Origin of the sequence: Pseudoalteromonas rubra (assembly GCF_005887115.1) — a bacterium.
Classification (GTDB): domain Bacteria; phylum Pseudomonadota; class Gammaproteobacteria; order Enterobacterales; family Alteromonadaceae; genus Pseudoalteromonas; species Pseudoalteromonas rubra_F.
Genome location: NZ_PNCJ01000014.1, coordinates 155844 through 169349 on the forward strand (window position 1 = coordinate 155844; position 13506 = coordinate 169349).

9 protein-coding genes are annotated in these 13506 nt (G+C 51.5%); 1 reads left to right on the plus strand and 8 read right to left on the minus strand.

Annotation, left to right across the window (positions count from 1 at the left end; translation table 11 throughout):
• Positions 1–34 precede the first annotated feature (34 nt).
• Both CWB98_RS10075 and CWB98_RS10080 read right to left on the minus strand, forming a co-directional pair.
• Positions 35–1657 (minus strand): FAD-binding protein, encoded by a 1623-nt coding sequence (locus CWB98_RS10075; protein WP_138544749.1) that lies wholly within the window; start codon positions 1655–1657, stop codon positions 35–37.
• A 166-nt stretch (positions 1658–1823) separates the two neighbouring features.
• Positions 1824–4472 (minus strand): purple acid phosphatase family protein, encoded by a 2649-nt coding sequence (locus CWB98_RS10080; protein ID WP_138544750.1) that lies wholly within the window; start codon positions 4470–4472, stop codon positions 1824–1826.
• A 222-nt stretch (positions 4473–4694) separates the two neighbouring features.
• Here CWB98_RS10080 and CWB98_RS10085 point away from each other — a divergent pair, with 222 nt between their 5' ends.
• On the plus strand, positions 4695–5201 hold the full coding sequence (locus CWB98_RS10085) for an NYN domain-containing protein (RefSeq protein ID WP_138544751.1): 507 nt from the start codon (positions 4695–4697) through the stop codon (positions 5199–5201).
• Here CWB98_RS10085 and CWB98_RS10090 read toward each other — a convergent pair.
• The 6 genes from CWB98_RS10090 to CWB98_RS10115 form a co-directional block, all read right to left on the minus strand.
• Positions 5135–6418 (minus strand): O-antigen ligase family protein, encoded by a 1284-nt coding sequence (locus CWB98_RS10090; protein WP_138544752.1) that lies wholly within the window; start codon positions 6416–6418, stop codon positions 5135–5137. The two genes, CWB98_RS10085 and CWB98_RS10090, sit on opposite strands and share 67 nt — an antisense overlap.
• A 12-nt stretch (positions 6419–6430) precedes the next feature.
• Complete coding sequence (locus tag CWB98_RS10095; RefSeq protein ID WP_138544753.1) at positions 6431–7822, minus strand: GumC family protein; 1392 nt, start codon at positions 7820–7822, stop codon at positions 6431–6433.
• Positions 7819–9087, minus strand: a complete 1269-nt coding sequence (locus CWB98_RS10100; RefSeq protein WP_138544754.1) for a polysaccharide biosynthesis/export family protein — start codon at positions 9085–9087, stop codon at positions 7819–7821. Before CWB98_RS10100 ends, CWB98_RS10095 begins: the two co-directional genes overlap by 4 nt.
• Before the next feature lie 258 nt (positions 9088–9345).
• A complete protein-coding gene (locus CWB98_RS10105) occupies positions 9346–10368 on the minus strand; it encodes a glycosyltransferase family 2 protein (protein ID WP_138544755.1) in 1023 nt (340 codons plus the stop codon).
• A 13-nt stretch (positions 10369–10381) separates the two neighbouring features.
• Positions 10382–11674, minus strand: a complete 1293-nt coding sequence (locus CWB98_RS10110) for an oligosaccharide flippase family protein (RefSeq protein ID WP_138544756.1) — start codon at positions 11672–11674, stop codon at positions 10382–10384.
• A 216-nt stretch (positions 11675–11890) separates the two neighbouring features.
• On the minus strand, positions 11891–13393 hold the full coding sequence (locus CWB98_RS10115; protein ID WP_138544757.1) for a sigma-54-dependent transcriptional regulator: 1503 nt from the start codon (positions 13391–13393) through the stop codon (positions 11891–11893).
• Positions 13394–13506 lie beyond the last annotated feature (113 nt).

The following is a 13506-nucleotide window of genomic DNA, read 5'->3' on the forward strand; positions in this document are numbered from 1 at the left end:
GCAGAGGCCATGGAGAGGCCTCACAGTTAATGCGCTAAACTTCTATCGATTGAGCATGGTGGAGCTGGTTGTGGGGATCCAACTGACGTTTCACCTGCTGTAATCTGACGTAGTTGTGTTTGTAGTACAAATGCTGCCAGTCAGGGATATCGACGTCGGCATAGTTGACATAACAGCCATCCATTACCTCATCGGGTACCGGACCCGCATCGCCATACATTGCGTGATAGAAGTCGTTGATCCAGCCAATATGATAGGGATCCTGCGCGGCTTCAAACCAGTAGGTCTGGTATTGCAGCTTCATAATCGAGTCTCGGTGGGATACGGCGGTTTCTTTCTGAGATAGCGCATTGATCTGACCACCATAAGATGACAGCTGCAACATACCACCGGGGCTCAGGTAGTCACCATGGCGCAGTGTGTTCCACAGGGTTTGGATCTGGGCCTCAGGGAAAGGTTTTTTCATATAAGCCGATTTATTTTTACCGCGCGCACCAACCAGAGTACCCGCCCCATATTGGGTCCCGTACCACCAGGGCATGCTGAAGTAGCTACCAGGCGGTACCGGACGCTGAGGCGCATTTTCCTGTTCCTGTAAGCCCATATGGTTGGTGGTGCGTAACCCTTTTTTGGCATCTTGCAGTTGCGCTGGGGTGAACAGCCTATCGATAAACTCGTCAATGAGCGCAGGATCACCACTACAATACAGTGATAGCCGGATTTCACCGCTGCCACCGACTGAGTTGGGTATGGCCATCGAAACATGCAGCGGATTAAAGCGACTGTCGGGCCCATTGTGTGTTTGCCAGAACTCACCAAAGTTGCGCAGCAGTGCGGCAAACTGGTCATAGTCGAACAAATGCCAGGGCAAAGCAATTTCCTGTAAGTGCAGGTAAGCGGGCACCGGTGGCAAGTCTTTAAAGAAATACTTAGTGACTATTCCAAAGTTGCCGCCACCTCCACCCTGATGTGCCCAGACAATTTCGTCAGCCCGTGCAGATTGTCCCTTAAAGTAGGTGCGTGGATAGTTGGCCTGCCCGCCCCACTGGTCAAAGGATATCAATTCAACACCTGCCAGATAGTCACTGCTCAGTCCGTATTGTCGGGAGTGAATGCCGAACCCACCCCCACAGACATGGCCGCCGACACCGACACCAAAGCAAGAGCCACCGGGTATGATCACACCAAACTCCTTAAACAGGGTTTTATAGGTATGTCCCAAAGAGGCGCCGGCTTCGACGACATAATAGTCATCGCTGCGATAGACGCGATCCATATTGCTCAGATCGACCACCACACCCTGATCATTCACTACAAAGCCTTCATAGCAGTGACCACCCGAGCGCACGGTGAGCCTGAGGTGGTTGGCAACGGCTTCTCGCGCTGCCATGTAGACTTCATGCGCCGAGCTACACACCGCAATATAGCCCGGCTGATTGGGAAACCTCAGATTGGAACCGGTTAACATGGAGTCATATCTGGCATCGTCGGCATACACTTTGTGGTACTGACCATACTGAGAGCTTGCTGCTGCCGGGTTACTGAGCATCAGTGGGGCTGCGCCGAGGGCGCCACCCATTGCCAGAGAGGTTTTGAGAAAATGACGTCTGGAGCTAACGTCGCGGTTAATGCCAGAGCGGTTTTTGTCTTGTTTCATAAACACATCCTTTTTATGTTGTATCTGTGAGGGCGCGTAAATTGATTGGCTTTTACGCAAGTTGAATGTATCAGATATCGGACCGAGGATGAGCGAAAAATAAGCAAAAAAGTGTCATGATGCAAAAAGTTCAAGATGCCGCCGAAGTGACTCGGCGGCGGGAGACTTAGTCGACAAGTACCTTTAATATCAAATCATCAAAGTAGCTGTCATTGTCGCTGCCCTGGTTACGCGTCCCTTGCAAGACAAACTCGATATAGGCAGTGTTTTCGAGGAGCAATGCTTGCCCGGATACGGTTGTCCACTGTGCAGCCGTTGTGCTGAGTTTTTCACTGCTATTAAGCAACTGGCCGCGATTATCAAGAAAACGCAGCTGTACCGAGGGCGTGTCTTTACCACTGTAATTACGAAGCTTGCCGCCGTATATCACCTTAACCTGGCCAGCAGCGATTAAACTGGCATAGTGTTGCACCGAGATTTTCTGGCTGATCTGTCCCTGAGCTGATTCTCCATTGCAGACACCACCTACAGCAAAAAAGCGCTGGCCGGTTGCTGCGGGGATTGAATCACATTGATAGTTGGTCAGCGATTCTACCGGACCTGCGCCACTCCAGCCCTGAATACCCGCTTCAGCGCCGGAGTTTTGCAGTAAATTTTCGGAGTTGCCTGGTTTTTGGGTAATAAACTCATCGGCAACGCCAGTCGGCCCTCTGTCTGGCACCCTTGTGCAGCTACTTTGCTCAGCCAGTCTTAGCCCCAGGTTATCAAAATAGCTGTCGTTGTCAGTGCCACTGGTACGCTGACCTGTCAGCACAAAGTCGATATAGCGAGTGTTAGCAGGGAGCTGGGCTTCATGGCGATGTTGCTGCCAGCTGGCGCTACTGCCTTTGACCTCGCTTGTACTACTCAGTAGTGTCAGGCTTGCATCACGAAATTCGAGCGTAAAAGCAGGGATATCGCTGCCGCCCCAGCTGCGTAGCCAGCCGGCATACAGGGCTTTGAGTGTGCCATTGTCTATGCTGGCAGCCCAGTTGCTGACATCAACACGCTGATATGCCCGACCCTGGTCACTTTCATTGTCACACACGCCCCCGACGGCAAAGAAGCGTTCGCCCTGATAGGGTGACACCGAGCCACAGGCTTTATCTGTCAAGCTTTCCAGCGGTCCTTTACCTTGCCAGCTGTCGGTGCCCAGCTCTGCGCCCGGATTTTGCAACAGGTTATCGGTCAGATGTGAGCTGTCTGTGGTGGTGAATGGGTGTGGTTGTGACCAGTCACTCCAGGCCAGTGAACGGTCTCGCATTCTCACTCGCAGACAATATTGAGCACCGGGTTCCAGCTGGCCGAGTGCAAAGCGGTTTGGTGCCAGTCCCGCTCGGGTATCGACCCCATCCCAGATGTTTTCGTGTTGATACCAGGTATCGACCAGTGGCTGACCAAAGTCATCACAGCGGCTACTGAGTTGCCAGTGCGCAGCACCAAAGCGGTCTTTGTCTGGATCCGCAAATAAAGTGGCGACCGCATTGGCACAGCTTGCTGAAATGCTGGCTGTGGGGGCTAATATTTCAGGCGTAAATGGTGCCGTGTTGTTTAATCTTACAGTCAGCGTGTCCTTGACTTGGCTGTTCAGCGGCACCTGCTCATCGCCCATTGAAATGCGTTTGAGTTCGAAGGCCGGGTCGTCACCGGCGGTAACATCGACCACCACAAAGCCATACTCGTCTTCGCTGACCGAGAATTCGGTGTAGTCGCGCTGGGCAAATTCACCAAAATAATCCAGGTTGCCCCCTGCGGAGGCCACGTTCACCATAGTGTGATTGTGATCCCGGCTGGTACCGCGAGAGTAGGCATGGGTATGGCCAAAAAAGTGAATACTGGGTTTGTTACAGCGGGTAGAAAAGGCTTCCAGGCGTTCAACAATCTTACCGCTGTAGTCGGTTTCTCCGGCTATCCACATCTCCGACTTATGCGGGTGGTGCATCTGGGCGAAGACAAAGTCGGTTTGTGTCCGCAGGCAGGTTTCGGCCAGCACTTTGTCCAGCCAGATCAGCTGCTCATCAATCCGGTAATTGGTGTTGGTGTCGAGTGACAGTACGCGAATATTGGAATGATCCTGATACCACCAGTGTTCTTCATACCCGGGTGTGCCGTTTTCGGGCAGGTGAAAATATTTAAAGTAAGTCGGTGTATCGCGTTCGTGATTACCCGGGGCAGGGTAAAGGGGCACTGAGCTGGCCAGCGCCGCAATGGGTGAAAAGAAGCTGGTACGCCAGCTGTTGTAATCCTGACCGTTGTCGACCAAATCGCCGGGGATCAAGGTCATATTAAGACCATCTTGTAGCTCCAATCCCAGCGCCTGTTGCACATAAGGTAACACGCCCTGATTAATGATCTCGCTGAATTTACCCGGGTTTCCCGAGTCACGCTGCATATCACTGACAGCCAGGATCCGACTGCTTTTTTCTGCAGAAGCCAAAGGGGGTGTTCGGAATTTGTGAACATGGCTGTAGGTATCACCTGTTCTCACTCGGTAGAAATACACGGTATCTGGTGCCAGATTGGTGAGTTGAACTTCGTGAATGCGGCTCAGCAGATAGCCGGTTTCGCTGGTGCCACTGGCTTGCCGGCCAAGTTTTGCTGTGTCGCCCCATTCTACAATGGACTCATCACCACTGCTGGTTTCCCATTTGATCCAGATGCTGGTCGGGGTGGCAGATTGCAAATAAGGGTGGACCGCCAGCCCTTCGGTGTGGGCATGTGCCTGGCTAATTGCCAGCAACAGGCTCAGCGACAGTATCCGCAGATTATTCGTCATGTTAGTTTCCTTGGTAATAGAACGAAACGCGGGATTATCCTGGGAACTGGTGTATTAAAAATGTAAATAATGTGAATTTTTGAGGTCTTATTTATGACCCGCATCGTCTGGGTTCTGTGATATAGTGACAGCCACTTTTACCATCAGGGCATTCATGCGTTGATTCACACTCTGTGTGGTACGCGGCCTTCTTCACAAACAAATTAAATGGTCTGTAATACCATGAAAAAAATCGCCATTCTGGTTGATGTCCAGAATATTTACTACACCACCCGCCAGGCCTATGGCAGAAGCTTTGACTACAATGGTTTTTGGCAGGAAGTGCTTAAAGACCGCACTTTGCACCGAGCTTTGGCGTATTCCAGCGAGCCCAATGCGCCCCAGCAACAACAGTTTCAGAATATTCTCAGAGCCATCGGGTTTGAGGTAAAACAGAAGCCCTATATTCAAAGAGCGGATGGCTCCGCAAAGTGCGACTGGGACGTGGGGATTACCCTGGATGCCATGGAGTGTGCCCCACATTGTGATGTAGTAGTATTACTGACCGGGGATGGAGACTTTGACCTGTTGGCCGAGCGTATTCAAAGCCGCCACGAGTGCGAGGTCGAAGTGTACGGTGTGCCTCAGCTCACCGCGAACTCGCTCAAGCGCGCGGCCACTCGTTACATTGCCATTGATGAGCGTTTGTTGCTAAATGCAAAACCAAACCACAACAGGGCAGGCCAGTAGAGATACGACAGGATTTCCAAATTCTCAAAGAAGCTATAGCAGACTAGCACGGCCATCAGACACAGCGCAGTCTGCGCGGTTTTTGAATCCTGCGACGCCCATAATAAATAGACGCTCGACACCAGCATAGGCATGGCCAGTGCTACAGCGCCAACCATGCCTTTTACAAACAGCAAGCCATACCAACTGTGGTGCGAGCCGATCGGCATAAACTCCACCATTTTGGGTCCTCGTTCGACAATGCCATGACCCCAGATGGGCGCTTCAGCCTGCCAGCGCTGAATGGCGATATTTGCCAATGCTTTACGTACCCGAGTGGATCCAGGGCGTTGCTGTTTCACGGCCTCGTAAGAATCCATGATTGAATTGTAGATGGGTTCACCCAGTAGCAATATGATGGGGACTGCAATGCCCATCAGTAAGAGCATCCAGGGCTCTTTAAATTTGTCGCTGAATAGCACCAGCGGGAACAACATGATGAAGATGGCTATCCCCGCGCGGGATTGTGACAAGATCAGCATGGCCCAGCACCCAGCGATGGCCCAGCGACGAATGCGGGCGTTTTTTTCCTGCAAACAAAACACCAGATAAATACAAGCCATAAATCCGGCCGCCGGTGCCCAGGGGGTAAAGAAGCGCCAACGCCCGGCACCTGTTTCGGGGTTAATGCCGTAAAAGCTGACCATGAAAAAGCTTTCCCCTGGTCCGCCGATGACCTTCAATGGCGACAGGAAAATATCACCGGGTAACTTGACGACATAAAATGCTACTGAAATAAAAGAGAAAATCAGGGTGTGAATGGCGACAATACAGACCCCGCGGATCACTACTTCTTTGCGGATCTTTGCAAGTGCCGCAATGACAGGAAAAATAGCCAGCAGTGCCCAGCCCTTCATCCAGCCAATGGTGGACTTAATGGTTTGCCCGGTGCCCAAAGACCATTCGCTGTGTGCGACCAGCAAAGCCACGAGCATCAGTAACATGGCGATGATCCACATCCAGATCATCGGTGACAGTGGGCGAGGTTTGGCATGCAGGTCCAGATAGCAGCGCATCAACACCACCATAAAGATAACCCAGCCTATGATGGAGCCCAACACATACAACATGCCCAGCATAAAAGCGGGATAGGTGAGCACCAGGCCCGCCCATACCAGCTTTTCTTCCGTGCTGATAAAGCGTTTTTCCTTAAAGGGTAAATAGGCGGTAAATAACATGCTTGTCTCCGGCTAGTCTGGCTGCTTCATCACAGCTGAGATAATCACCCGACGCTTATTGATCATCAGCACGGCCATGGATAAGAAGATCATGGCAGCCAGTGCGGCAGCAACAGCGATGGACTTTTTCGGTGAGAACGAGTTCACAGGCAGCGACGGTGGCGACATCAACTGGATCACAGGGTAAGACGCAAAGATATCTGCTTTACCCGCTTCCAGACGAGCCACCGCTGAGGTGAAGACGGCTTTGGCCAGATCAAATTCGCGCTCCAGACGTTCCAGCTCAGCGGCTTCTCTGGCGTAGACTTTAAGTTTCTCGTTGAGCAGCAGCACTTCGTTTTCCAGCTCAACCAGTTTGGCTTCAGAGCCCTTCTTAGCTGCAAAGGCACTGATCAGATCGGCAAACAACTGTGCCCGGTTGGGGTTAGACGCCAGGTCTGTGGTATGAAATGCATGAGCCGCATTGATCCCGACCAGGCCTTCTGAGCGGGTTCTGAGCGCCAGTTTTGATTGCTCAAAGCGTGCCAGCTCCGCTTTCACCATGGGATGACCATCATCCCAGCGCGAGCGATATTCGCTCAACTGTGCTGCGCTTTTGTCCAGTTCAGACAAATAAGCTCTGAATTCACCATCCGATTGCAGCACAAAAGCCTGGCCTGCCATAGAAGGTGAGACACCCAAATCAACACTGAGCTGGCCGACAAAATACTCCGCACGGCCAATCTCCGCTTTTACGATTGCCACCTGCTCTTTCAGGTTGGACAGGGTGCGCATTTGCTGGTCAAGCTGGTCCCGGCTGATCAGTAATGAGCGCTGCTGAAAATCTGTAATATTGCTGCGCGTCAGGTTGAGCCGCTCTCTGTACCGGTCTAGCACAGACTTGATACTGGCGTCACGACGTTGAACTTCATCGGCACGCAGATGATCAAGCTGGTCTTGCAATGCGTTATACAAAGCCCAGGCTTTTTTCTCGGCGATACGTGGGCTGGCACCGGTTATTTCTATTTTCAAAATAGAAGTTTGCTCGGTCAGGCGTACTTTAGGTCGGCCAAATTCTTTTGCTGACATACCCATAGATTTGGCTGCATTTTCGATGAGGTTTTTGCTCATCAGCATTTCTTTATAGTTCACTCTGGGGTTATAGCCTTTACCGAACGGGGCGCTGGTAGACGACACCACCTGACCCACCTCATCAAGCGACACATTGCTGTTGGCACCTGTGCCGGGTAACACCATATCCAAGTCGCTGCGGTATTTTGCTGGTTGTTGCAGATAGGCAAATACCAGTAGCAAAATAATGGCATAGCTAACCAGGCAGGTGACCAGGTAAGGCTTATGCAGGGTGCGATAAATCGCAGCCCTGAACCGTGAGTACGGCGTGGTTACCTGAAGTTGCGTGTTCATGAGTCCTCCTTACTCAAAAGTGAGTAGGGTGAAACGATATCTAACAGCGTCCGGGCGATATCACGCAAGTTAGTGATATCTGAATCATAGCAGGCAATGGCGTCGTTGGGCATCACATAAGGGTTAATGTGGTCGCGATAAGACTTACGCATCAGTTCCTCCACTGAACGCTCGACCACCTGGGTTTTCCCGGTCAGAGGATGGTTGCTGACCAGCACAACGCGACGGGGTGCATTGGTGTATTCTTTGCCGCCAACGCAGTTGGCAGAGATCGCAGCCTGTAATAAGCGAGTGCCGTAGGGCAGGTTGCTGGAAAAGCGGCCGATGGCGGCATTGGCATTACTCATCGAAGAATCAATCAGGTTAGACATAAAGACCCGAAAGCCTTTTGGCGTGATCTGCGACGGTTTCACAAGGTTCGGCTGAAAACAGCCAGTACTGGGCACAATCACCTGATCGCCGGCAATGAGTACATGATCTTTGACCGGCTGGCCGGTCATAATGCCGGTCAGGTCAGCCTCGATACGCCAACCCTGACGAACTAAAATCACCTGATCCAGCTTGGCATCGGGACGTACACCGGCTGCTGCCCGAATGGCTTCAGATAACAGGCGCTGTTTTGAGTGGTCGCCAGAGGCTGCGACCTGCTGATCCAACAACTGTTCCGGTAGTTTGGCATTGATGGTGACGCGACCCGGTGAAAATACCGCTCCGGATACCGGCACTTCGATGGCGGCCCAGGTTTTGACCTTGACGGTGACATCCAGCGTCTGAGCGCGGAAGATTTTGGCACGAATAAGCGCCAGCTCCACTTTTTGCGCCAAGGCTTTGGTGGTTAAACCTGCGGCATAGATGGGCTCAATCACAGGCAAAGTCAGCGCGCCTGAGCTGTCCAGTACATAGTCGCCGTTGAAGCCTTCGCCGTATTCCATTTTTACCTGAATAAGGTCGCCCGGGCTCAGTGGCGCCGCGCCGAATGCACCTCGGTAGCTTGAATCATTGGGATTCAGGCCGGGGGCAGCAAGCGGTATAGGCTGGTCAACCCGAAAGTTTGCTGCGGCTGCAAAGTCATCAGCGTCAGTGCAGCTCAGGCGTGATGCAAACACCGAGTGTGACTGGTTGAACTGAGTGCCTGTGGCATGTGGCATGCCATAGAAATCGTCCTCGTTGTAATCTGGGCTGAGTGTGCAGCCAGTGCCAAGCACACACAGTACAAGCGCAGAGATGGGGGTTATCAGGGCTGTAGTTGAAGTCGCTTGTCTCATATTGGGCTCCTTGGCAGTGGCTCTCACTTGGTGGTCTTAATGAGATAGGAGCATAAACTGAGCCAACTTTATTATGTTATAAAAATCAGATTGTTAGTTGTTTTTGGTGAACGTTTTAGCGGTGTTTTTTCTATTTTGCAAAGCAGTTTCAAAATGAAAAGAAGCCAGCAAAAGCTGGCTTAAGGGCCATTGATGCGAGGTGCGTTTTCTCACTGAGTTTATAACAGCGGATAAGCGCACAGGCCCGGGAGCGAAGGGTTAACCCGCAGGATGTTTACTGGTGTGTCCTATTGTGCGCATTGCCAACTTCTCAGCACGATCGTACAAGGATTTTGGTAACAGGCTGGTCAGGGCGCAGCACCAGGTCAATGCGGTGCGGCCTGGTTCTTCCAATAAAATGCGAATGTCGGTAAACAGCGCCTTATGAATTAGTTTGAGTGCGGCTACGGTGTTACGAGATTGTACGGCACGGCGGCTCAGGTATCTGAGCTGATAGGCGCGTGCCAGCGACCCGCACTGCTTAAAAAACTGCGCATGGCTGCGACGGTGTTTATTGACGGCACTTTCCCAACTCTGATATTGCTTTTGCAGGTTCGCCGACAAACCACTGGCATTGACGCGATAAAAGGTCAGCGGCTCTGGGATCCCCGCAAAAGTCGCATCGGTATAGAGCGCCAGACGCAGCCACATCTCTATGTCTTCTGATTGTCTGAGGTTTTCATCGAAATACTGACGCCAGCTGCGGGTTTCATCGTGAAACGCCACTTTTTCCAGCGTGGCTGCACGGATCACCGGTGCCGACCCATTGCCAACCGGGTTGCGACAAAAAATGGTTTTGGCATCAATGTTGTCTAATTTCGGAAACTGGCCAATGCCCAGTTGCTTATTGTCATCATCCACAAACAAAGAAGGACAATAACTGACATCAACACTGGGATGGCGATTCAAATGCGCGACGTGTTTTTCCAGTTTATTGACTGCCCAGTAGTCATCGGCATCCAGCAAGGCAATATAAACGCCCCGGGCGTTGCGGATCCCGGTGTTGCGCGCTCCCGACAGGCCCCGGTTTTGCTGGCGAATAATATGGATCCTATGATCTTTATAATCTCTCAGATAGCTCAGTGTATTATCGCTGCAGCCATCATCAACACAGATCACCTCAAAATTTTGATAGGTCTGGTTGAGCACTGAGCAGATGCATTTATCAATATATTTTTCAACGTTGTACATAGGAATAATGATGCTGACAACGGGTTTCGAGTTAATCACATAGTTAGTCATAATGGGCTCCGGATCATAAAGAAGATTTTGCTGCGCCAGCGTGACAACGTCTTAGCGCAAAGTCTGCCAAGGGAAAGAGCAGCCACAAGGCGCTGCAGCTGACCAGTACGGCGGCAAGTAAATCGGGTTGGTCAGGCTGTATCATTAACAGCCCAACCAGTGAAATCACTAAACAGTAAGCATTCAGCTGGCACTCTCGGGCAAACCGGCCTGCGGCACGTTGCATTACGGCGTAGCTGTCGGTCCATACTGTGCTGGTGGCTATCAGGCAAAGCAGCGCACTGGTGGTAAAACTACCCTGCCAATGTTCGTTGAATAACACCGGCACGTACCAGGGAACGAGCACGGCTTGAAGAATAAAAATTGCAGACACAGCCGCAGTGATTGCGAGCAGCAGGTGGCTGTGTCTGGGGCCAAAATTGCCTGCGTTTTTAAGTTTGCAAACAAATGGGTAGAGTGCGGTGGTGTAAGCCTGAGCGACAGATATCGCCAGACCCACGCCCACGCTCTTGGCAAAACTGTAGAGACCGAACAGCTCCGGGGTCAGCAGGCGTGCGGCCACGAACATATCCATATTCACACGCAGCGAGCGCAAGATTTCGCTGCCTGCAAGCTGTGTTGATGCACCCAGCAGTCGGGAAAAAACAGCTTTGCTGTAGTGTCCGGCCATAGACGATGAAGGGACAAAGGCAAAGCATCCCAGCCAAAGCAGGGTGAATGCCCATTTGCCGATCACGACGGCCAGCAGCCCTGCATCGAGGTAAAGTGCCGCAGCCAGAGCCAGGTTTTCGGTGATAATACACACGCTGCTGATCAGGCCAAACAAACCCATCTGGTTTCGGCGTTGCATCAGAAACACCTGATTACAGACTAACGGGAATACCAGATAAGTCAGTGCCATCAGGGCAATCAGCACAGTCATGTCCTGACCTGGAAACATCCAGCTGCTGGCCAGTGCGACCAGGACCTGCACGACACATATCGCGCCGCACAGCAGCCACTGTAGTATACGACCATTTTTAAGAAATGCGGGTAACTCGTCATCGCTGGCGCGGATGACCTGCGCACCAGCGCCAGAGCGCAATAACAGCCTCAACACTTCATGCACCGTCAGGGCAAGCATCGCTGTGCCATACTCAGTGGCAGACAGGCAAGCAGCCATCGCCATGATGCTGATCAGCCGCGACGCTTTGGCAACCACCTCTGCACCTATGAGGTATGAGGTATTGCTGAGCAGGATCCGCATTGTGCTGGTTGGGTGTGTCATGGCATCGCTCTCGTGATATCGGATACCTTTACTAACCAAAATCCGTACCAAGGCGCTCAGATGCACACAATCAATCTGTGAGAAGTTTTTAATTTGTTGAATGTAAAGGGTTTTAAATCACTTATAGCCGAGCAGCTATAAAGCCGAAGCTGATGTGATGAGGAGGCTCAGGCAAAGATAAATGCACGCAGATTGCATTTTGCGACGTCGCTTTTTGCAATTTGCAATCTGCGTATTTGGTAGCGCCCGATAAAATCAGGCGCCTGTGTTCTTGTCTCCCCACTGCTGTATTTTACGGTATAAAGTAGACGGGCTGACTTCCAGTAAACTGGCTGCTTTCACCACATTGTCATCGCATGCCGCGATGGCTTTTTCGATGGCAATTCGCTCTACCTCAGCCAGCGAACAGATTTGGTTTTCAGATGGGATGTCGGCTGTCTGCTGAGGCGATGCATAGCCGTTTTCCTGCATGCTGACTGATTGCTGCGGTGCTCTGCTTTGTATCGGCGTAGAACCACCAAATTGGCCATCAAGCAAGGCCTGGGCATCGCTGGGTTTGAGTTTAAGCTGCATTTGCAAAGTGTCTTCGGTGATCAGTGGCCCGTCTGACATCACCACACAACTGTGAACCAGGTTCTCGAGCTGGCGCACATTACCCGGCCAGTCGTAGTTTAAGATCAACTGCTCAGCGGCAGGTGAAAAACCAACAAAGACTTTGTTTTCGAGTTCGCTGAACTTACTCAGGAAGTGCTGCGCGATTTGTAATGCATCATGATCGCGTTCATGTAATGCAGGTAAATCAATGGCGATGACATTGAGGCGATAAAACAAGTCTTCACGTAAACGTTGATCTGCAATGGCCTGATGAGGTTCGCGGTTGGTTGCACAGATAAACCGGACATCGACCTTTTCTTCTTTGCCGCTGCCGACTTTCTGGAAGGTTCCCGACTGCACAAAGCGCAGGATCTTGGCCTGCAAATTCATGTCCATCTCACCAATTTCATCCAGAAACAGGGTACCGCCATCTGCCTGCGTCGCTGCTCCATCCCGATTGGTAACGGCACCCGAAAAGGCGCCTTTGATATGACCAAAGATCTCAGATTCCATCAGTTCGCTGGGAATCGCGGCGCAGTTAATACACACCAGAGGTTTGTCTTTGCGGGTGCTGGCACGGTGAATGGCATCGGCGGCCAGTTCTTTACCCGTACCGCTGGGCCCGGTGATAAACACATTGGCCTGGCTGGGGCCGGCTTTTTCAATGGCTTTATAGACCATTTGCATGGCAATGGAGTCGCCAACAAAGCGATAAAACTGCGAGCGAATTGAGCTGCGGTAGCGTTGCAGGCTGGCACGTAACATATTACGTTCAGCGACCAGCATCTTTGTCTGAATGGCCTGTTCAAGGGTCAGCTTGATGTTACTCATGTCGAATGGCTTTTGCATGTAACCCCAGACTTTGCCCTGGTTAATGGCGTCAATCAGGTCTTCCACTTCAGTAAAGGCGGTAAGCATCATGCGAATAGTATCGGGGAAGCGCTCTGCAACCTGAGCCAGAAACTCAATGCCTGACATATTGGGCATCATTTTATCCGACACCACCACATCGATGGGGTGCTGCTCTAACAAGGCCAGGCCTTCTTCTCCACTTTGCGCAATAAATACGGTATAGGGCTCATTTTGGAGCGCGCGCTTGAGTGAGCGCAGAATAAGGGGTTCGTCATCGACAAACAGCAAGGTAATGTTAGTAACCGGTTCCATGTAATCCTGCCAGAGTTAATGCGTGTTAATAGAAGTATTACACAGTCTTAGACAAATTGAAGCATTTATACAGCGGAGTTTGTGGTGATAAATAAAACCGCCTGCCAGAGGTG